The organism is Parasphingorhabdus sp. DH2-15 (genome assembly GCF_051668705.1).
Taxonomy (GTDB): Bacteria; Pseudomonadota; Alphaproteobacteria; order Sphingomonadales; family Sphingomonadaceae; genus Alterisphingorhabdus.
This window is the reverse complement of the sequence record NZ_CP196351.1, coordinates 2,438,767-2,459,749: the sequence shown is the minus strand read 5'-3', so window position 1 is coordinate 2,459,749 and position 20,983 is coordinate 2,438,767. Positions and strand designations below refer to the sequence as shown.

The following is a 20,983-nucleotide window of genomic DNA, read 5'->3' as shown; positions in this document are numbered from 1 at the left end:
AGATGACAGCAGGGACAGAGCGTTTCAATCCGCTGGCAGCGGATACACGCTGGCAAAAAAAGTGGGATGCCGAAGCGACATTCCAGGCGGACAGCAGCAGCGGCAAACCGAAAAAATATATATTGGAAATGTTCCCTTATCCATCAGGGCGCATCCATATGGGCCATGTGCGCAATTACACCATGGGCGATGTGCTCGCGAGATTTGAGCGGATGCGCGGCAATGAAGTGCTGCACCCCATGGGCTGGGATGCTTTTGGTATGCCGGCGGAAAATGCCGCGATGGAAAAGGGTGTGCATCCGGGCGGATGGACGCGCCAAAACATTGCCAATATGCGGGGCCAGCTAAAGCGGTTAGGTTTTGCTTTTGACTGGAGCCGTGAACTGGCCACATGTGAGCCGGATTATTATGGCCATGAGCAAGCCTTGTTTCTCGACATGCTGGCGGCCGGTCTGGTTTATCGCAAGGAAAGTGCGGTAAACTGGGATCCGGTGGACCATACGGTATTGGCGAATGAGCAGGTTATTGATGGCCGCGGTTGGCGTTCCGGCGCTTTGGTGGAAAAGCGCAAGCTCAACCAATGGTTTTTGAAAATAACCCAATTTGCCGATGATTTGCTGTCCGGTCTTGATGAACTGAAAGGCTGGCCAGAAAAAGTCCGCACCATGCAGGAAAACTGGATTGGCAAATCACAAGGTCTGACTTTCGGTTTCGCGCTTGTTGAAAAAGCAGGCGAGCATCAGAATATCGACGTATTTTCAACGCGGCCTGATACGATTTATGGCGCCAGCTTTGTTGCCGTTGCGGCAGATCATCCTTTGGCGCTGGCTTTGGCGCAAGATAACGCAGAGCTTGCCGCATTTGCAGAGGAGTGCCGCCGCACAGGCACGGCAGCTGCGGAAGTGGAGACGCAGGAAAAACGCGGTTTTGATACTGGATTGAAAGCGGTTCATCCGCTCGACCCCAATTGGCAATTGCCTGTCTATGTCGCCAATTTTGTGCTGATGGGCTATGGCACCGGCGCAGTATTTGGCGTGCCAGCGCATGACCAACGTGATCTGGACTTTGCCCGCAAATATGATCTGCCGGTTCGGCGCGTGGTTAGTGATGGTGACGCATCGGATGCACAATTTGATGGTAATGAGGCTTATACTGGCCCCGGCACCATCGTAAATTCGGAATTTTTGACCGGCATGACAGTGCAGGACGCGCAAAAAGCAGTAATTGACCGTGCTGAGTCCGAAGGCTGGGGCAAGGGCTCAACCGTATGGCGGCTGCGCGATTGGGGCATTTCACGCCAGCGCTATTGGGGCACGCCTATCCCTGTCATCCATTGCGATAGCTGCGGCGTGGTACCAGTTCCAAAAGACCAATTGCCAGTGACGCTGCCAGAGGATGTCAGCTTTGATGTGCCTGGCAATCCGCTCGACCGTCACCCGACATGGAAGCATGTCGATTGCCCGCAATGCGGCAAGACAGCGCGGCGTGAGACTGATACGCTGGACACATTTGCAGATTCCAGCTGGTACTTTCTGCGCTTTGCCAGCCAGCCCGATGACAAGCCATTTGATGCCGCGGAAGTGGCCCAATGGCTGCCGGTTGGGCAATATATTGGCGGTATTGAGCATGCGATTTTGCACCTGCTCTATGCGCGTTTCTGGACTAGGGCGCTGAAGCATATCGGCCTGTTGGATGTTGCCGAGCCATTTGAAAGCCTGTTCACGCAAGGCATGGTAACGCATGAGACATATAGCCGGGACAAAGGGGAGGGTCTGAAACCCGATTTCTTTAGCCCCGATGATGTGACACGCAGTGCTGATGGCGCAATATTGGATAGTGATGGCCAACCGGTTGAGGTTGGCCGCGTGATCAAAATGTCCAAATCGAAGAAGAATGTCATCGATCCTGAACCGATTGTTGATCAATATGGCGCAGACGCTGTGCGCTGGTTCATGCTGTCAGACAGTCCGCCAGAGCGCGATCTGCCGTGGTCTGAAGCAGGTATTGAGGGCAGTTGGCGATTGGTGCAGCGCGTTTGGCGCATCGCGCAAATGCTGGATAAGGACGTGGCAGGCGAAGCCGGTCAGGATAAAGATTTGTTGCGCACTCTGCACAAAGCCATTGCCGGTGTGACAGAGGATATTGAAGCTCTTGCGTTTAACAAAGCGGTCGCACGCATCTTCACATTGGCCACGGCGATTGAGAAATCGCAATCTTCCATTGATCGCAATACGGCGATCCGTGCGTTGCTGTTGATGGTCGCGCCAATGACTCCGCATCTGGCCGAAGAGGCATGGATGGAGATGGATGCAGATGGACTGATCGCCAATGCGGCATGGCCCGTGGCGGACGCGAAATGGCTGGTTGATGATGAAGCGACCATCGCCATTCAGGTAAAAGGTAAGCTGCGCGACACGCTGACCATTGCCAAGGGATTGCCCAAAGATGAGACAGAAGCCCTTGCACTTGCTAGTGAGAAGGTGCAGCGTTTCATTGACGGGGCAACTATTCGCAAAGTGATTGTGGTGCCGGACAGGTTGGTCAATATTGTAATATGATGATTCGCATTGCCTTGATAACGGCCATGATGGCCAGTCTTTCCGCCTGTGGCTTACAGCCGCTATATTCTGGCGGTACACAGGGCGTTGTTGCCCAGCAATTGGGGCAGGTTGTGATTGATCCGATAGAGGGTCAGGCGGGTTGGTTGGTACGCAATGAATTGAGCGATCAATTGGCGCCCGTTTCTGGTGACGCTGCGCGCTATCGGCTTGTGGTTCGACTGGATGACCGGATTGAGGGTTTTGGCGTTATTGCCAATGACATTATCACACGTGAACGGCGCTCATTGCGTGCACGCTATCAGCTGGTTGATATTGCGACTGGTGAAACTGTGCTTGATGCTACGGCCGGTTCCGATGCCGGTATTGATGTGGTCAGCAGTGAATATGCCACCATTGCAGCAGAGAATACCGCGTTGGAGAATCTCTCTCGCGAAGTGTCTAGCCAGATTGTTACGCGCCTTTCGCTTTTTGCCCGCGAACAATAAGGGCTGGCGGGGTTATGGCGAAAGTCAAATCCGATCAATTTAATGGGGCTTTGGCAAAAGCAGGCCCTGATATCAGATTATTTCTATTCTATGGCGCGGATGAGGCGAATAGCGCTGCTCTGGCGCAAAAAACACGTTTGCATCTGGGCAAAGATGCAGAGAAAGTGGATATTAGCGGCGCGCAATTAAAAGAAGATCCAGCGTTTTTGGTGCAAGAGGCTGCATCTTTATCCCTATTTGGTGATAAAAGAACATTATTTGTCGTGGGTAAAGGCGAGGAATGCAGGACAGCCATTACCATGTTGTTAGAAGCTGAAACAGTTGAAAACCCTGTGATTGTACAGCTGTCTGGCATTACCGATAAGTCTGCCACGGCAAAGCTGGTCGCGAGCGAAAAATATGCTTTGGGATGTATCAGCTATCAACCCGAATTAGGCCATGTTGCGCAGTCTATCCGGGCTATGGCGCAGGAAAAAGGCCTGGCCATGCCGCGTGAAATAGCCGAGTCTATTGCACGATATACGCGATTGGACCGGCGATTGGCAGGTATTGAGGTTGAGAAGATTGCGCTCTATCTGGATGCCGAGCCGGGCGGCCGCAAAACGGTCGATAATGTCGTTATGGCCCAACTGGCTGCTGAGACGGATGAGGATGCACTTGCGCCAGCTCTCAACGCCATCATGTCAGGTCAGATGGCGCAATTACCCGCAAAGTTGGCGCGGTTAAGCGATGGCAGTCTGCAGCCCATATTATTGCTCCGCGCGTTGGAAGCACGGGCGGTAAAGTTAGGCCAAATCCATACAGCCATTCGTGCCGGCCAAGACAGCGATAAAGCTATCCAATATGCAGGAATTTTCTACAAAGAAAAACCGAATGTGCAAATGCAATTGCAAAGATGGCGGCCTGCAGCTGTTGCGCGGCTTACAGAACGTTTGATCGATTTGCATGGGCGCATGATGCAGAGCAGCCAGGATGCAATCCGTTTGCTAACCCAGGAATGCACAGCCATTGCCATTAATGCGGCGCGCAGCAAGCGGCGCTGATGGAGTGAAATTTTGTTGGAGCGGCTTTAGTTGCTAATTGCGCTTCGGCTCATTCATATTCGGCAGTGATCGGGATGCGTCCGCGGTAATTTCCACCACTAGCGCTGTTCACGCGTAAAGTGCCTGAGAAGCGGAAAGACAATGCACCATCTTGATTAAGGCGAGGATGAGCTGGTAAATTGGTTCTAAGGTTAGTAAGCTCTGCTGGATCACCAGTTTGGTTAACCATGCGCACTTGGTCTGGCAAATCAATACGCACTGCGCGGCCAGGCTCACCGGTTATGCGTGCAGACCCCGTTAGTGAAAGCCCTCCCAAATTGATCAGTCCGCCATCGGTGCGGGTAATGCCGCTATTTTCGTCGAGCCGTGCCTCACCGGATGAGCCGTTTAGTGCCAATCTGCTAAATTTTATGTCGGCCTCAATCACTACACGCAGGGGTATCGACGCTTCAGAGCGTTCTTGCTGACGCACCTGTTCATCGGTCGTGCACAGCCGGCATTGCGGGCTGGCCTGCAATGGTGTCATCAACAAAGGCAGGCCGAGCAATATGGTCAAAAGGCGGGGGGCTTTAGACATAACCGCATGTGCATAGCTACTGAGTGCAAATAATGTGTTAATTTTGATTAAAACGCCTTCGCTGTGAAGGGGGAGCAAAAGGCAGACCAAAGTGCAAATATCCTGCTTGCCAGTCAATGACCTACATGCCACATCTGTAAAACGGCAATGAAGAGTTTGTGAAAAACCCATAGCCAAGATGATGGATAAGAGGGCATAATGACCGAAAAAATATTGGTGATTGATGAAGGCACCACCTCTACGCGCGCAATGTTATTTGCTGCTGATGGTCAGGAATTGGGCAGCGCACAACATGCCTTGACCCAAAATTACCCAGAGCCTGGACGGGTTGAACATGATGCGTCGGAGATCTGGGAATATAGTCTTGCAGCAGCAAGGGCGATGGTTGAAAAAGCCGGAGGCGGAGCGAACATCGCGTCCATCGGCATCACCAATCAGCGCGAGACTATCATATTCTGGAATCGCCAAACGGGTGAACCGCTTTGCCCGGCCATTGTCTGGCAGGACCGCCGTACAGCCTCTATTTGCGATAATCTCAAGACAGAAGGGCATGAGGCCGTTGTGCAACAAAGGACTGGATTGCTGCTCGATCCTTATTTTTCCGGTAGCAAAATCGGTTGGGCGCTGGAGCATTGGCCGCAGCTGCGCGAAGCTGGCGATAATTTGGCGGTTGGCACGGTGGAGAGTTATCTGGTCTTTCGTCTAACGGGCGGTCTGCACATTACAGATGCCAGTAACGCCGCGCGTACTGCCCTGATGGACATTGATAATGGCCGATGGGATGCAGAATTATGCGCATTATTTGGCGTGCCGATGGGGATTTTACCAGAAATCACTGATTGTAGTGGCCGTTTTGCTGAAACAGCAGAAGGCATTTTTGATGCGCCTATCGCCATTTGCGGCATGGCAGGCGATCAACAGGCCGCAACGATAGGGCAGGCCTGTTTTGAAGAGGGCGACACCAAGGCGACCTATGGCACAGGAGCATTTGTGCTAAGCTATACGGGGGTAAAACGCCGCCACTCTGCGCACCGCATTTTGTCCACTATTGGATGGCAAATTGATGGTGAGCGCCATTATGCTTTGGAAGGGTCCGTGTTTGTTGCGGGTAGCCTTATGCAATGGCTGCGTGACCAATTGGGTATGATTGTCAGTGCGGGTGAAAGCGAGGCACTGGCGCAGTCCGTTGCGGACAATGCCGGAGTATATATCGTCCCTGCCTTATCAGGTTTAGGTGCACCTTATTGGCAAGCGGATGCCCGTGCGGCGATTTCGGGCCTCAGCTTCTCGGCGACCAAGGCCCATATTGTTCGCGCCGCATTGGAGGCAATGTCTTATCAGACAGCTGATCTTAAATCCGCCTTTGCAGCAGATGGGGCAGATTGGAAAAGACTGCGCATTGATGGAGGCATGGTGGCCAATAGCTGGATGTCGCAGGATCTGGCGGATATTTTGGCGATAGAGGTCGATCGCCCGCAATTTGTCGAAACCACTGCGCTCGGCGCTGCCATGCTGGCGGCCTTAGGTGCTGGTTTATATCCTGATCTTGGCAGTGCTGCCCAAATGCGGACTGGTGGACAGGTCTTTACACCGGCAATGGATGACGCTTCACGCAATGCCCGCATGGCGGGTTGGCGCAGCGCAGTTGCTTCGGTGCTGACATCAAAACAAGGCGCTGGCTGAGTGCGATGGGCCATAACATTGGCCGCATTATTGGCTTTATGTGTCATGTCGGCGGTCAATATGTTTCTGCCCTATGCCAATGCGCGAGGGCGGGTCACGGACGGCGCGGAGAAAATACTTACCAAAGATGATGGCCGCACCATCGCCTATTTTGTCCAAGGCAGCGGCAAAAGCATCATTTTGTTGCCCAGTGTAGGTCGAGAGGCCAGCGACTTTAATGAACTGGCCGCCACTCTTATTACCCATGGTTACAGGACCATTGCCATAGAACCGCCGGGCATTGGTCAATCTGCACTACCGGACAATGATATGACATTGTTTGACCTTGCAGATGATGTCGCGGCTGTTTTGCGGGCAGAATTGACCACTCGCGAAAACGCCGTGATTATTGGTCATGCATTTGGTAACCGCGTCGCACGCGCCACCGCAGCGAGCTATGGCGATCAGGTTGATGCACTGATTTTGATAGCGGCAGGCGGTAAACAGCCCATTCCGCCGCGTGCAGACCGCGCATTGAAAGCGAGCTTCAACCCTCTCAATGTTGCTTCACGGCGTATTGGCGATATTCGTTATGCATTTTTTGCCAATGGCAACACAGTGCCCGATTATTGGCAGCGTGGATGGCATATTAATACAGCGCAATTGCAGGCGCAGGCGGTGCGTTTAACCGATGCAGCAAAATGGTGGCTGGGCGGCAATAAGCCGATATTGGTTATACAGGGCGACAAAGATACTATCGCGCCAATAGAAGATGCCGGGCAAGCGCTGGTTGACGATGGCAAGGGCAGAGTGGAAATGGTAGTCGTCCGCAAAGCAGGGCACGCATTGTTGCCAGAGCGGCCTAGAGTGATTTCTGATGCCGTACTGGCCTATTTAGCGCAGCTATCTGGCGGCGGTAGCGAGAGCTGAGCCGTCAGAACAACCTATAAACCCATTTGCCGCACAGCCAGATCGCGCATAATTTCTTCGGACCCGCCACCAATCGCCATAACTTTTACCTCTCGGTAAATGCGTTCAACCGGGTTGCCACGCAAATATCCTGCACCGCCCAATATCTGCATCGCTTCAGAGGCACAGAATTCTAGGCCCTTGGTAGCAAAAAACTTGCCTTTGCTGATTTCTGCCACTGGCATTTGCCCATTATTGGCTTGCCAGCACATCTGGTTGCAATAGGCTTCTGTTGCATCGATGCGTGCGGACATATCGGCAATTTTGTGACGGATAACCTGATGGCGGATGAGTGGCTTGCCAAAAGTTTTCCGCTGCTGAGCCCATTCTATTGATGTGTTCAGACAGGTTTTCATCATGCCAACGCATTGGGCAATCATGCCCAGACGTTCATAATTGAAATTGTGCATGATCTGGCCAAAACCATGATCTTCAGCGCCCATCAGATTTTCAGCGGGTATGCGGCAATCGTCAAAATATAATGTCGCTTGATCAGATGCCCACCAGCCCATCTTCTTGGTAATTTCAGTGCGGCTGAAACCGTCAGCATCCGCATCGATAAAGAAAAGGGAGATACCTTCAAGCCCGTCTCCGCTGGTACGCGCACCGACGACAAAATGGTCCGATGTCATGCCGCTGGTGATGAATGTCTTGCTGCCATTGATGACCCAGTGATTGCCGTCACGCTTGGCCGTGGTTTGCATCGCCGCAACATCCGACCCGCCGCCAGGTTCGGTAATGGCAAGGCTTGAGCCTTTCCGGCCAGCAATAATATCGGCCAGGCAGCGGTCCTTAATCTCTTTTGATGCCAATTTATCTATCGGGCCAATGGAGATTGCTCGTCCGCCCAGTGCCGCCACGACACCTGTTGCACCGCATGAGCCAGCAGCCTCTGCCCAAATTGCGCGCATGAAACAATCATCAAAGCCTAGACCGCCATATTCTTCACCAATACCAAATCCGAATAGGCCCAGTGCACCGGCCTTTTCATGCAATCCCCATGGAATAGAACCTGCCTCGTCCCATGTATCAGCATAAGGGAGAATCTCTCTGTCAATAAATTCCCGGCATGTCTCACGAAATGCTACGCGCTCTGGCGTATCGAACGGGTTTTTCATTATGCCTCTCCATGATGATATGCTTCGCGCATATTCTTTGGCAGAGGCTAGGCAACAAAAAACCGGGCGGCAAGGCCCGGCTCTCTGTTAATCTGCTATGTGAAGATTTTAGTTGCGATCAGCGCGAACCGTTTTCACCGTCTTTTTCTCTGGCGCAATAGAGATACGCACCGTCTCTCCAGAATTACCGGGGAACTCCGTGAACATCGCTTCAACCAAATTCGGAACGATATAGGTCAGGTTTTTGCTGCGTGATTGCGCTTCTGCACGACCTTCGAAAAGGCGGGTATTGTCTGCTACACGATCAATTTTAAGGTCCAGTTCGCTGGTATAAACGGTAAAACTGCGTACGCCGCCAAAACCACCACCGAAGATGAACGGATCATGGAAACCAAAGCCAAATCTGGCACCGCGAAAACGGCGGAACCCACCAAAGCGACCAAAACCACCACGGAAGCCACCAAACCGACCGAAACCTCCGCCAAAGCGACCAAATCCGCCGCCAAAGCCACCATTAGAACGAACACGTTCACGCCCATTATCAATAGCATAATCGAAGCTGACAATCAGATCTGCATCTTGCGGGCTGTTGGCAGGAACATAACCCTGTTCTGCCATTTCATCTTCCACTGCCTGCGCATATTGCGCAAATTCAATGCCGCGAGCGAGCTCAGGATCATTTGATGTTACAAAAAAGCTCTGCCCCTGTGTGGGCGGCAATTGCTGGAACCGAGCAACATCTGCCTTAAATGGTGTCGCACATGCGCTGAGACCTAACATCAACACAGGTGCCGTTAGAGAAAATACCGTTTTCTTACTAATAGCCATTTTAAGCTCCTTGCTCGCCAAAATTTAGGGCAAAAAATATTGCCAAACATAATGCACGTATCGAGCGAGCCGCGAATCCCGATAATTACGTGTTATAAAATCCTATCTGAATATGTGTTGAATAGCTACGATATGCAAGCGTTGGAATCGCATAGCGTGGCGATAGAAATTATCAATCAGTCAACAATCCAAGCGCATCATAGGCGCCTTGCAAAGTCGGCGCAGCTATAGCTCTCGCCTTTTCTGCACCTTTTTGCAGCAAGGCATCCAATTGGTCATGATCATTTTTCAGCTCAATAAAGCGCGTGCGGATGGGCCGCAATGTCTCAACCGTGCATTCTGCCAAGGCCGGTTTGAACGCGCCAAAACCCTGTCCGGCAAATTGCGTCAGAACTTTGTCCGTTGTGCTGCCGGTCAGTGCAGCAAAGATGCTGACCAGATTAAGCGCCTCCGGCCGCGTTTCCAATTCTGCCATATTGTCAGGTAGTGGTTCTGGATCCGTCTTTGCTTTTTTGATCTTTTTGGTGATGACATCATCATCATCGGTCAGATTGACGCGGCTAAGATCACTAGGGTCCGATTTCGACATTTTTGCTGCGCCGTCACGAAGGCTCATAACGCGGGTGGCCGGTCCTTCGATAATCGGATCAGGCAATGTGAACAAATCAACATCAAAATCTGCATTGAATTTGGTTGCAATGTCGCGTGCCAGTTCCAGATGCTGTTTCTGGTCCTCGCCAACTGGCACATGGGTGGCCCCATAGATAAGTACATCGGCAGCCTGAAGCACGGGATAGGCAAAAAGGCCAACGCTTGCGCCCTCACGATTCTTACCGGATTTCTCCTTAAATTGCGTCATGCGGTTCAACCAGCCAATGCGCGCGGTGCAGAACAATATCCACGCCAATTCGGCATGGCCGGGCACACGCGCTTGGTTGAACAATATGGCCTTTTCAGGGTCTACACCGCTGGCGATCAAGGCCGCTGCCATTTCACGGGTGTTGGCGCTTAGCTCAGCCGGATCATTATTAACGGTGATGGCGTGCAAATCTGCCAGAAAGAAGAGGCATTCCATCTGGTCCTGCATCGCGACCCATTTTTTTATCGCACCCAGATAATTGCCAAGGTGCAAATTGCCTGTTGGCTGAATACCTGAAACTACGCGCATAAATTTATCCGTTCCCTGTCTGTGATGGCTCTGGGCTGTTATCGGCACTGCCGCTACGCCCCTTCATCAATATTGCGATTCTTTCGCGGCTTATTGCCCCGCTTATCAGAGCAGTAAGCAGATAGGCAATGCCGCCAATGACCACCAATGCAGCAATGGAGATCACTCTCTCTAAAGTGTCGCCAGTATAATAGGGTAGGCCATAAGGCAGAATGAAGCGCAGGACACCGGCCATGAATGCGGCCGAAAGAGTGATGCGTGCCAAGCGCAAAATCAACGCCATCGGAATGCGATAATGGGCGCGATAGTGCAGCATAGCGTAGAGCATGATGGTATTGCTCCACGCGCTGACTGCACCGGCTAGTGCGACACCAGCAATGCCCAATATGGGGATCAGCACGATGTTCAAAATGATATTGATGACCAATGATATGCCAGCAGTAATGACCGGTGTACGCGTGTCTTTACGAGCGAAAAACCCTGGCACCAAAACCTTGATGAGAACATAGGCTGGCAGGCCAACCACCAGTGTCGACAAAACAGCGCCTGCAATAGTGGCATTGCCGACCGTAAAATTACCACCGACAAAAAAGGCTGCCACCAGCGGGCAAGATAGCACGAACAGAGCAAAACTTGCTGGCAGGGTCAGCAACATGGCCAGTTCAATCGCATTGCTTTGCAGATGTGATGCGCCCTTGTGATCGGCCTTGGCAATAAAGCGGGAAAGAGCTGGCAATATGGCTGTACCCAGCGCGATGCCGATAATACCAAGCGGCAATTGGTTTAGCCGATCAGCATAGGCCATGATCGAAAATGACCCTTCATTCAACTGACCAAGGAAAAACAGGTCAACGGCGCGGCTGATCTGGTAAATGCCTGCACCAAATGTCGCTGGCAGGATAAGCATACCAAGCTCACGAACGTCCTGGGTTAGTCGCGGTAGCTTTATCGGGAAGCGAAAGCCTGCACGCCGCGCCCAATAATATAGCCACAGCATTTGCAGCAAGCCTGAGGTCGCAACCGCAAAGGCAAGATAATAAGCTGTTTGCCGCGGATTGGTGCCGCCATCTTCAATCAGCGAATAGATCAAGGCTGTGATCATGCAGATGTTAAGCAGTACAGGCGCAAAAGCGGCTGCTGCAAAACGGCTGAGCGAGTTCAAAATGCCTGAAAATAACGTGGTTATGCTGATCAATGCCAGATAGGGAAAGGCAATACGCGCCAGAGTGACGCTATAGTCACCGCTGCGCCCACCTTGCCCGAAATCATCAAACAGCCAGATGATCCAGGGCATGGCCAGCATCATGATGATGGTGAAAAATACCAGCACCGGCACAAATATGGACAGGACTTCCGTTGCAAATTTCTGGGCCGCGCTGGTTTTGCGGCTGGTATCGCCAAGTTTTGCATTGGCCTCATCCTCGGCCAATTTGCCATTGAACAAAGGCACAAAGGCGATGGAAAATGCACCTTCGGCAAAAAGACGGCGAAAGATATTGGGCATTTGAAACGCCAATTGCCAAGCGTCTGCGGCCAGTCCAGCGCCCAATATGCGGGCAATCAATATGTCACGCACAAAACCAAATAGGCGGCTGACCATGGTCAAACCGCCTATTGTTCCTGTGGCTTTTAATAGGTTCATTCTGGACCCAAAAAACTGTCTTAAGCGTTGCCGGTTGGCGGACCGCCTTGTGCTTGCTGTGCTTCATGCTCGGCCAGTTGTTGCAGATACAATCCGTTAAAATCAATCGGCTCCAACATTAATGGTTGGAAACCTGCATCGCGCACTGCATCTGCCAAAATCCGGCGAGCAAAGGGGAAGATAATCCGAGGAGCCTCTGAATAAAGGAATGGGCGAATCTGGTCTTCTGGAACATTGCGCATGCCAATCAGGCCGCAATAGGCAAGCTCGACAAGGTACAACGCGCCCTTGTCATTCTTCGCATTGACGGTGATTTTCAGCTCAACTTCATGCGCATCATCCGCCAACTGCTGTACGGCAATGTTAAACTGTACATCAATATTGGGCGCACCCTCCCATTGATAGGATTCGGGTGCATTGGGGTTCTCTACAGACATATCTTTGATATATTGAGAGATAATGCCCACTGCAGGAGCGGTATCGCTGCCATTGGCTGTTACGTTTTCAGATGTGATGGTGCCATCATCGGCCATGTTATTCTTCCTTATCGTCGCGCATTAGCGGGAGAGTGCAGGACTGCTACAAGGTTTTACACCGGTTATAGCCGCGAAAAGCATCCGCCCGATAAATTCTTAAAATCGAGCCGCGCGTAGCAGCATGCTCCTAGGCTTGCAAGCATAGCTGCAGCAATGATGCTGTACATTTTACGCAGAATTCGGCTTTCGCTCTGCCATTTGGTAATATGCTGTGTTGGAAAACATGGTGCAAAAATTTGTATTATGCGGTTTTGAAACTACCTTATAAGGGTAAGTGATGACAGCGCACGTTTAGCTGTTATTCATAGCGCATATAGGATAAGCCTATTTTGAGCGTCCGGCCATGTTATATGCATCGGCATATATCTATGGATACGCTAAGATTTTTTGGATCAATAAGTTGGAAGATATAGTGACACCGACAATTATCATTCTCGCCATGGTTGCCGCCTTTCTCGGTCTGCGCCTTTACTCGGTATTGGGCAAACGCACAGGGCATGAGCAAGACCCTCTGGCTGGCAGAATGGACCGGTCCATTCCTGAAACGGCGACAGGCAACGGCCAGCAGGAAACAGACGATCAGCACAATATGGGCGGTGATGGCAATAATGTGACTGCGATGAGCCCGGGCATAGAGCGTGCTGCTGAACAAGGGTTGCAACGTATAGCTGCGGCGGACCGGTCTTTTGATCCTGTACGCTTCATCATTGGTGGCAAAGCCGCTTATGGCATGATCCTTGAAGCCTTTTGGAGCGGTAATCGTGATGATCTGCGCAGCCTGACCGATGATGATGTTTATGACAGTTTTGTCGAGGTGATTGAACAGCGTGAAGCACGCGGCGAGACATTGGACAACCGCTTGGTACGTATTGAGCGTGCAGCAATTGCTGATGCAGAACTGCAAGGCAAGATCGCACGGATCACTATGCGCTTTGATGCAGATATCGCATCTGTTGTGCGTGATAAGGATGGTGAGCTAATTGCGGGTTCTGTCAGCGATGCGGTGGAAACACATGATATCTGGACCTTCTCGCGTGATCTGGATAGCGCCACGCCAGATTGGGTGCTCGACGAAACCGATCAGGCGTAATTAGGGACATCAACACGATGCGATCCTTTGCCGCACTGGCAGCATCCTCTGCATTGCTATTTTCGCTTGTCGGCTGTGCGGGGATAATCCCTCCTTCGGCACAAGCCTCGACAGGTTCGGCCCCTACCGGAGTCGAACGCACAAATTCTAATAAGCCGCAAGAATCAGAATGGGTGCAAGGGTTAGAAGCGCCAACAGCCGAGCAGCCTGTTTCTGATCAAAATTCTGCGCAAGAGCAAGTGCCTGCTGGCATAGTGGCATCGAGCGGGGCGCCGCGTTATTCTGATCTCAAGCCTAAGGATTTGCTCATAGATGGCGAGCGGATTGAGCCGCTTAATCCGGGGCAGGAAAATGCCACTGGCCAAGCGATTACCTTAATCTCTGATACTGTGCCCTTTGGCTACAGGTTAAGCGCGGATGATGCGCTTAATGCGATGCTGGCTTTCCGCACAAGCTGCCCGTCCCTGCTTAATCGCAATGATCGTTCGGGTCTGACACAGAAGCAGGATTGGAAGGGCGCTTGCGATTCGAGCAAGACTTGGCTTGAAAGCGATGCGCGCGCTTTCTTCTCCACCCATTTTGAAACTTTGCAAATTGGCGATGGCAAAGCCTTTGCTACCGGATATTTTGAGCCTGAAATTGCGGGTAGCCGAAGCAAAAGCGCGGACTATAATATTCCTGTCTATCGCCGCCCTGCTGATCTGGTAGAAGTTGATCTGGGTCAGTTTTCTGATGAGTGGAAGGGCAAACGCGTCCGTGGCCGTGTCGAAAATGGTCGGCTGATACGCTATGCTGATCGTGCCGCCATAGAAGATGGCGCATTAAATGGCCGCGGCTTAGAGCTCGCATTTGCGGCAGACCCTATCGAGTTTTTCTTTCTGCAAATTCAGGGTTCGGGACGGTTGATTGCGCCTGATGGCAGCATCATTCGTATTGGCTATGATGGTCAGAACGGGCATGATTATCTGGGAATAGGCCGCGTGCTGCGCGATGAAGGGCGTTTGGAGCCTGGGCAGGCCGATCTGGAAGGCATTATCCGCTGGCTGCGAGCCAATCCGGAAGAGGGCCGCGCCTTGATGCGGCGCAATGCTAGCTATATTTTCTTTCGGGAATTGAGTGACGCAGGGCCATTGGGCGCATTGGGCTGGCCAGTGACTGCGGATAATAGCGTTGCCGTTGATCCGCGCTATGTCACCATGGGTGCACCTGTCATTCTGGCTATGGACCGCGAAGAGCCTGCTGGGCTCTGGGTCGCGCAAGATACGGGCGGTGCCATCAAAGGCCCGAACCGCTTTGATACATTTTGGGGTGCCGGTACGCGGGCCCGCAACATTGCCGGCGGTATGTCTGCGCGTGGCCAATCGGTTATATTGGTACCGCGCGGGACATTTGCTCGTCTGAAGAACGAGGCGGAGCAAAGCCGTTCTGCCGGCAATCGATGAGCGGTCGCCCGCTATCCCCCGAGGAAGCGGCACTTTGGCAAAAACTGGTCGCTGCGGTCGAGCCTCTTAAGGCCAAAAACCCTTATGAGACAAAAAAGCGCACGACCAATAATGTGCCAAGTGGCCAAGATTTTGTATCGCCGCCAAAGAATAAGGGCATAATTGCCAAGCCCGTTCAAAACATCATGGCTAACAGTGCGACCTTGCACAAAGCATCAGCGATTCCGGCAACAAAAGAAGCATTTGCCATGATGCTTGATCAGCGGCGTTCGGCGCGTGTCCATGCTGAGCGATCCCCCATGCCGAGTTTTTTCAACCATGATGTGCAGCCCGAAACCGAGCGTACTGGCAATTTGGACGGACATTGGGAGCGGCGATTGTCCAAAGGGCAGGTCGCGCCCGATATGACAGTCGATCTGCATGGCTATAATCTGTCTGCCGCATATTCGCGTATGGACGGCGCATTGGCGCAAGCGCAGGCCGCCCATATGCGTGTGCTATTGTTGATCACAGGCAAAGCCCGACCAGCCGCCCATAATATTGATGGGCGACCGCGCGGCGCTATCAGACGCGCTATGCAGGACTGGCTATCGGCATCGCGCCATGCTGGCAATATTTCTGCTGTACGCAATGCCCATCCCCGCCATGGCGGCGATGGAGCGCTGTATATCATCTTGAAAAGACGGCGTTAGAATTGTGCCATTCCGACATTGTGAAACAGCCTTGGCAGACTTAGCACTAGCGGTTTGATAATGCTATCAGCGCGGCTGTTTAGGAGAGAGCGCTAATGATAATCCGCCGGTAAATTTTGGTCAGCATATCCAGATCAGCAATGGCAACGGCCTCATCCACCTTATGCATAGTGGCATTGCACAATCCAAATTCTATGACTGGACAGATCTTCGACAAAAAGCGGGCATCGGACGTGCCGCCTGTCGTTGATAATTCTGTCTCGACGCCCGTTTCTGCCTTTATGGCTTCAGCGATCATTGCCGAAAAATCCCCCGGTGGTGTCAGAAAACTCTCACCAGAGATAATGGCTTTTACTTGTGCGCCATGGGGTTCAACAGCCTGCCTAACGCAGGCGATAATATCATCACCTTTATGCAGATCGTTAAACCGGCAACTGATCCGCGCCTCTGCGCGCGCGGGAATAACATTATGCGCTGGGTTGCCGACATGCAGATCGGTAATTTCAATATTGCTTGCCTGAAACCAGTCACTGCCTTCATCAAGTGTGATATCTTCAATGGCGGTTAATGCCTTTACCATGCGTGGCAGTGGATTGTCTGCCAGATGTGGATAGGCGACATGTCCCTGTGTTCCATGTGTGCTGATCCACATATTGACCGAACCGCGCCGACCGATTTTGACCATATCACCCAACCGGTTAACACTGGTCGGCTCGCCAACTAGACACAGATCGGGAATGGCATCATGCGCTTGCATATAGTCGATGAGCGCCCGTGTGCCATGCACGGCTGGACCTTCCTCATCGCCAGTGATGATCATGCTGATTGTACCAGCATCTTTGGGGATATCAGCCAAAGCGGCGACAAAGGCGGCGATGCTGCCTTTCATATCAACCGCGCCGCGACCATAGAGCAGATCACCGCGTATTTCCGGCGCATAAGCGTTGCTTTGCCAGCCCTTGCCTTCTGGCACGACATCCAGATGTCCGGCAAAGGCAAAGTGCTTTGCTGATTGTGCATTATCGGTTGTGCGGATAGCGAACAGATTTTCGACAGGCCCGCCATTATCAGGATTGTCATCATCCTCGCCCGCAACAAAACGTGTTACGGCAAAACCGAGGGGTGTCAGCATCGCCTCCATCGCGGTAAAGACATCACCGTGTGCAGGAGTTACGCTTTTAGCGGCGATAAGCTGTTTCGCTAAATCCAGAACGGCCATGGTCTAGTTGGCCATTTCGTCATAATGGTCAAGCGTCCAGCTCTCCGCTTGTGCATCGCGGCACCATTGCTGCATCCAGTCATGTTCCAAAATGGCTTCGCTATAGGCCGCTGCAAAGCCGGGCAGGGTTACGCCATAGGTTTGCAGGCGTGTCACCACTGGGGCAAAGACAATATCTGCCGCGCCAAAAGTGCCAAATAGAAATGGCCCCTGCTTGCCAAAACGCGCCCGTGCTTCGGCCCATAATGTGAGTATCCGCATGATATCGGCCTGTGTTTCTTCGCTAATCGTAATGCTGGATGCCCGCATCTTGATGTTCATCGGCATTTCACCGCGCAGCGCAGTAAAGCCGGAATGCATTTCACATACCATAGACCGCGCCATACCGCGTGCTGTCTCATCTTTGGGCCAGAAGCGATCACGATGGGTTTTGTCGGCAAGCCAGTCCATAATGGCCAGACTGTCCCAGATGACAGTTTCGCCATCCCATAAGATCGGCACTGTTCCAGGCGAAGGGCCAAAGTCATCACCTGACTTTGCCTTGTCCCATTCCTCGCCATAAAGCGGCACGGTAATTTCATCGAAATGCAGGCCCGATTGTTTGCATGCCAACCAGCCACGCAATGACCAGCTTGAATAATTTTTGTTACCAACGATCAGTTTCATGGTCACGCCTCTATAATGTCTAGCGGTGATATTATGCGCTTCGTTTTCTGCCTAGCGATATGTCAAAAGCAAGACCAGAGATGGAGTGGAAAATATCGTGCTTATTCCTGAATCGAATCCAGAACAAAGGTACGAAGCTCAGTAATACCATGCTTCTTTTCCGATGATGTGGTGAAGATTTCTGGATAGGCAGCAGGGTGTTTGCGCAATGCCGCCAGAGTTTCTGCTTCAACTTTGGCGAGCTGCTCCGCTTTGATTTTGTCGGCTTTGGTCAGCACCAGTGCATAGCTCACCGCTGCTTCGTCGAGCATCGCCAAAATTTCTTCATCGACCTTTTTAATGCCATGACGGCTATCAATCAGCACGATGGTGCGTTTCAAGACTGTGCGGCCACGCAGATAATCATTTATCAGAAAGCGCCATTTTTTGACGATATTTTTTGGTGCCTTGGCATAGCCATAGCCCGGCATATCGACGAGGCGAAACAATGTCGGTTCACCAATTTCAAAATAGTTGAGTTCCTGCGTCCGCCCGGGCGTAACCGAGGTACGCGCTATGGCGCGGCGGCCAGTTAGCGCATTGATGAGCGACGATTTGCCGACATTGGACCGTCCTGCAAATGCAATTTCTGGAGCGCCGGGCGCAGGCAGAAATTCCAGCGCTGGCGCAGATTTCAGAAATTCGACACGGCCGGAGAAGAGTTTATCCGGATTGAGGCTCACTCTTTTCCTACTTTCGCCTGTTTTTCGGCTTTTGCTCTCTCTTTTTCTTTGGCTTTTTCTTCAGCATCCTTGCGCATCTGTTCTTTTAGCTGCGGGTGCCGCGAATAAAGCAGTTTCTGTTGCGCGATGGTGAGCAGGTTAGAGGTCGCCCAATAAAGCTGCAGCCCTGCCGCAAATGGCGCCATGACGAACATCAACATCCACGGCATGATCGAAAATACCTGTTGCTGTACAGGATCGGCTGGTGCCGGATTTAGTTTGAATTGGAGCCACATTGTCACACCGACAATGATTGGCAGTACGCCGATGGCCAAAAAGCTGACCGGTTCAAATGGCAGAAGGCCAAACAGGTTGACCGGGGTGAGTGGGTCTGGCGCAGAAAGATCCGTGATCCAAAGCGCGAAGGGCTGATGACGCATTTCGATGCTGAGCAGCAGCACTTTATAGAGCGCGAAAAAGATCGGTATTTGTAGGAATATCGGCAGACAGCCAGCAAGTGGATTAACCTTTTCCTTTTTGTACAGCGCCATCACTTCTTGCTGCATCTTTTGCTTATCGTCTTTATATCGGTCCTGAATTTTCTTCATCTTCGGTTGAATGGCGCGCATCGCCGCCATGGAAGCAAATTGCTTTTGCGCGATAGGGAACATCAAACCACGGATGATGAGCACCAAGACAATGATCGCAACGCCAAAATTGCCGATATTATCAAATAGCCATTTCAGCAGATAGAAAATCGGCTTCTCAAACCAATAGAACCAACCCCAGTCAATCGCACGGTCAAGCAGTGTGATGCCTTGCTCATCAGTATAATAATCAAGCAACTCGGTATTTTTGGCACCGGCATATAATTTGTTAGTGATGGTCAGTGCCTTGCCCGGAGCGATGATCTGCGCATCATAATTCAAATCTGTGCGGTAAATATCTTTCCGGGGGTTAACAAAGCTGCCTGAGACTTTAGCTTTATCATCGGCGATAAGGGTAGATAGCCAATAGATATCTGAAAAGCCGAGCCAAGACACTTGCCCTTCCGGATCAGCTTTTTTGCCGGGCGCTTCGGCAACATCGTCATAGCCCCAATCAAAATTGGCGGCGTCGTCAAAGACGCCCAATGGCCCGGTGCGCAAAATCCATGTTCCTTCATCGGCAGTGGTGCTATTGCGACTGATAAAGGCCAGAGGTTCTATCTGAACAGGCGCCTCACCATTATTGCTAAGTTTTTGCTCAGCAGTAATCAGATAATTTTCATCGATGCTGAAAGTAATTGTGAAAAGCTGTCCCGTGCTGTTGCTCCAGCTTAGCTTGACCGGTTTTCCCGGTGCCAGAGTATCGCTATCAGCGCTCCACAATGTATCGCTTTTCGGACGCTCAATCTGACCTAGCCAGCCAAATTGTGCATAATGCTGTTCCAGTGTGCCTTCTGGCCCGAACAAGCGCACGGCAGGGCTATCCTTGGCTACTGTCTCGCGGTGATCGGTAAGGACCAGATCATCCAGACGCGCACCGACCAGATTGATGGTGCCTTCAACCAACGGGTTTTTGATTTTGACGCGCTGGCCCTGATTCAACACTGAATCAATATTCACATTAGATGCCGGTGCATCCGCAACGTCACCGGTTGCAGCCAGAACATCCTGACCACCATCTGCAGCAGAAGCATTGGCGTCAGCTGCTTTGTCCTTAGCGGCGGCGGCAATTTGCTCTTCCGTCAACACAGGCTGCGGATACAGCGTATCAATAATATATTGCGAGCCGAACAGCACCAGAGCAGTTAAAACAACTGCGAGAATGATATTGCGCTGATTTTCCACCAATAAACCCTTATTATTCTAAAATGTCATTATCGTAAGATGACGCTTAAATTTGCAGATGCAAGTTTCAGGGCACGGGGTCGTGCCCATGGCCACCCCATGGATGACAGCGCAATAGCCGCTTAATCGTCAGCCAGCCACCCTTAATCGTGCCATATTTTTGCAGAGCGATAATTGCATATTGCGAACAGCTGGGTGAATAGCGGCATGTCGGCATCATCAGCCGTGAAGGGCCCCATTGCCAGAAGCGGGCAACCAATATGAGGGCATCACGCATCAGTGAAGACTTGTCGGCATATTATCACGCTGTTTCGGCGCATTATTGCGGCCTGTTTGTTTGCGTTTATTGGTTTTGTTGCCGCGGCGATTCGGACGGGCATCGGGGTTTTTGTGATAATGGCGGAGTGCTTTGACCAGATCGCCGTTCATTACGGACCAGTCATATTCTGTCGCAACGTCACGGCCGATGAAAATATGATCAGCTCCAGCTATTCCCTGATCTGGGAGAATCTCCCGCACCAAGGCGCGAAAGCGGCGCTTTATACGATTGCGTACAACGGCATTGCCGGTCTTTTTGGTAACAGTATAGCCTGCCCGGCTGGCGGGGCTGTCGTCACCGCGCGGGTGAATAAGCAAAATAAATGACGGTGAAACCCACCGCCATCCACGATTTGCTCTTAAAAAGTCTGATCGTTTGGTAAGTGTCGCTATATTTCTGTCAGCTTGATGCGCGGCAGATGTCATTAGCGACA

20 protein-coding genes are annotated in these 20,983 nt (G+C 51.8%); 8 read left to right on the top strand and 12 right to left on the bottom strand.

What is annotated here, in order from left to right; genetic code table 11:
• Positions 1–2 precede the first annotated feature (2 nt).
• From leuS to holA, 3 genes are read left to right on the top strand one after another with little or no spacing between them, the layout of a single operon-like run.
• Positions 3–2,558 (top strand): leucine--tRNA ligase, encoded by a 2,556-nt coding sequence (gene leuS, locus ACR9YC_RS11440; protein ID WP_438727760.1) that lies wholly within the window; start codon positions 3–5, stop codon positions 2,556–2,558.
• On the top strand, positions 2,558–3,046 hold the full coding sequence (gene lptE / locus ACR9YC_RS11435; RefSeq protein WP_438731795.1) for an LPS assembly lipoprotein LptE: 489 nt from the start codon (positions 2,558–2,560) through the stop codon (positions 3,044–3,046). The genes leuS and lptE overlap by 1 nt, the downstream gene beginning before the upstream one ends.
• A 14-nt stretch (positions 3,047–3,060) precedes the next feature.
• Positions 3,061–4,089, top strand: a complete 1,029-nt coding sequence (gene holA / locus ACR9YC_RS11430; protein WP_438727758.1) for a DNA polymerase III subunit delta — start codon at positions 3,061–3,063, stop codon at positions 4,087–4,089.
• Positions 4,090–4,138: 49 nt separating this feature from the next.
• Here the strand turns inward: holA and ACR9YC_RS11425 are convergent, their stop codons facing one another.
• Positions 4,139–4,666: a DUF4402 domain-containing protein gene (locus ACR9YC_RS11425; RefSeq protein WP_438727756.1), complete on the bottom strand. Its 528-nt coding sequence runs from the start codon at positions 4,664–4,666 to the stop codon at positions 4,139–4,141.
• 198 nt (positions 4,667–4,864) lie between these two features.
• Between ACR9YC_RS11425 and glpK the strand changes: the two genes are divergently transcribed.
• Together glpK and ACR9YC_RS11415 are read left to right on the top strand one after the other, a co-directional pair.
• Positions 4,865–6,349: a glycerol kinase GlpK gene (gene glpK, locus ACR9YC_RS11420; protein WP_438727754.1), complete on the top strand. Its 1,485-nt coding sequence runs from the start codon at positions 4,865–4,867 to the stop codon at positions 6,347–6,349.
• Positions 6,350–7,258 carry an alpha/beta fold hydrolase gene (locus ACR9YC_RS11415; protein WP_438727752.1) on the top strand — a complete coding sequence of 303 codons (909 nt, stop codon included), beginning with the start codon at positions 6,350–6,352 and terminating at the stop codon, positions 7,256–7,258.
• Between the two features lie 14 nt (positions 7,259–7,272).
• Here the strand turns inward: ACR9YC_RS11415 and ACR9YC_RS11410 are convergent, their stop codons facing one another.
• The 5 genes from ACR9YC_RS11410 to secB all read right to left on the bottom strand — a co-directional run bounded on the left by ACR9YC_RS11410 (position 7,273) and on the right by secB (position 12,586).
• Positions 7,273–8,415 (bottom strand): acyl-CoA dehydrogenase family protein, encoded by a 1,143-nt coding sequence (locus ACR9YC_RS11410; protein ID WP_438727750.1) that lies wholly within the window; start codon positions 8,413–8,415, stop codon positions 7,273–7,275.
• A 108-nt stretch (positions 8,416–8,523) separates the two neighbouring features.
• On the bottom strand, positions 8,524–9,243 hold the full coding sequence (locus ACR9YC_RS11405) for a DUF4136 domain-containing protein (RefSeq protein ID WP_438727748.1): 720 nt from the start codon (positions 9,241–9,243) through the stop codon (positions 8,524–8,526).
• 172 nt (positions 9,244–9,415) lie between these two features.
• Positions 9,416–10,411, bottom strand: a complete 996-nt coding sequence (gene trpS, locus ACR9YC_RS11400; protein ID WP_438727746.1) for a tryptophan--tRNA ligase — start codon at positions 10,409–10,411, stop codon at positions 9,416–9,418.
• Between the two features lie 4 nt (positions 10,412–10,415).
• Positions 10,416–12,053: a murein biosynthesis integral membrane protein MurJ gene (murJ, locus tag ACR9YC_RS11395; RefSeq protein ID WP_438727744.1), complete on the bottom strand. Its 1,638-nt coding sequence runs from the start codon at positions 12,051–12,053 to the stop codon at positions 10,416–10,418.
• Between the two features lie 20 nt (positions 12,054–12,073).
• The gene (secB, locus tag ACR9YC_RS11390) at positions 12,074–12,586 is read right to left on the bottom strand and encodes a protein-export chaperone SecB (RefSeq protein ID WP_438727742.1); all 513 of its coding nucleotides are present in this window, start codon (positions 12,584–12,586) and stop codon (positions 12,074–12,076) included.
• A 415-nt stretch (positions 12,587–13,001) separates the two neighbouring features.
• Between secB and ACR9YC_RS11385 the strand changes: the two genes are divergently transcribed.
• Genes ACR9YC_RS11385 through ACR9YC_RS11375 form a run of 3 tightly spaced genes read left to right on the top strand, consistent with a single transcriptional unit; the run spans position 13,002 to position 15,813 of the window.
• On the top strand, positions 13,002–13,679 hold the full coding sequence (locus ACR9YC_RS11385) for a Tim44/TimA family putative adaptor protein (protein WP_438727740.1): 678 nt from the start codon (positions 13,002–13,004) through the stop codon (positions 13,677–13,679).
• Positions 13,680–13,696: 17 nt separating this feature from the next.
• Positions 13,697–15,121, top strand: coding sequence for a murein transglycosylase A (gene mltA / locus ACR9YC_RS11380; RefSeq protein ID WP_438727738.1), 1,425 nt, complete (start codon positions 13,697–13,699; stop codon positions 15,119–15,121).
• A complete protein-coding gene (locus ACR9YC_RS11375; RefSeq protein WP_438727736.1) occupies positions 15,118–15,813 on the top strand; it encodes a Smr/MutS family protein in 696 nt (231 codons plus the stop codon). The genes mltA and ACR9YC_RS11375 overlap by 4 nt, the downstream gene beginning before the upstream one ends.
• Before the next feature lie 79 nt (positions 15,814–15,892).
• On the opposite strand, the gene dapE is transcribed toward ACR9YC_RS11375, so the two are convergent.
• From dapE to rnpA, 6 genes are all read right to left on the bottom strand, one after another.
• Entirely contained in the window at positions 15,893–17,032 is a 1,140-nt protein-coding gene (gene dapE, locus ACR9YC_RS11370) for a succinyl-diaminopimelate desuccinylase (protein WP_438727734.1), read from the bottom strand.
• 3 nt (positions 17,033–17,035) lie between these two features.
• On the bottom strand, positions 17,036–17,698 hold the full coding sequence (locus tag ACR9YC_RS11365) for a glutathione S-transferase family protein (protein ID WP_438727732.1): 663 nt from the start codon (positions 17,696–17,698) through the stop codon (positions 17,036–17,038).
• 101 nt (positions 17,699–17,799) lie between these two features.
• Entirely contained in the window at positions 17,800–18,420 is a 621-nt protein-coding gene (gene yihA / locus ACR9YC_RS11360; RefSeq protein WP_438727730.1) for a ribosome biogenesis GTP-binding protein YihA/YsxC, read from the bottom strand.
• Positions 18,417–20,231 (bottom strand): membrane protein insertase YidC, encoded by a 1,815-nt coding sequence (gene yidC / locus ACR9YC_RS11355; RefSeq protein ID WP_438727728.1) that lies wholly within the window; start codon positions 20,229–20,231, stop codon positions 18,417–18,419. The genes yihA and yidC overlap by 4 nt, the downstream gene beginning before the upstream one ends.
• 67 nt (positions 20,232–20,298) lie before the next feature.
• Positions 20,299–20,508 carry a membrane protein insertion efficiency factor YidD gene (yidD, locus tag ACR9YC_RS11350; RefSeq protein ID WP_438727726.1) on the bottom strand — a complete coding sequence of 70 codons (210 nt, stop codon included), beginning with the start codon at positions 20,506–20,508 and terminating at the stop codon, positions 20,299–20,301.
• Positions 20,508–20,975, bottom strand: coding sequence for a ribonuclease P protein component (gene rnpA, locus ACR9YC_RS11345; protein WP_438727724.1), 468 nt, complete (start codon positions 20,973–20,975; stop codon positions 20,508–20,510). The genes yidD and rnpA overlap by 1 nt, the downstream gene beginning before the upstream one ends.
• Between the last annotated feature and the right edge of the window lie 8 nt (positions 20,976–20,983).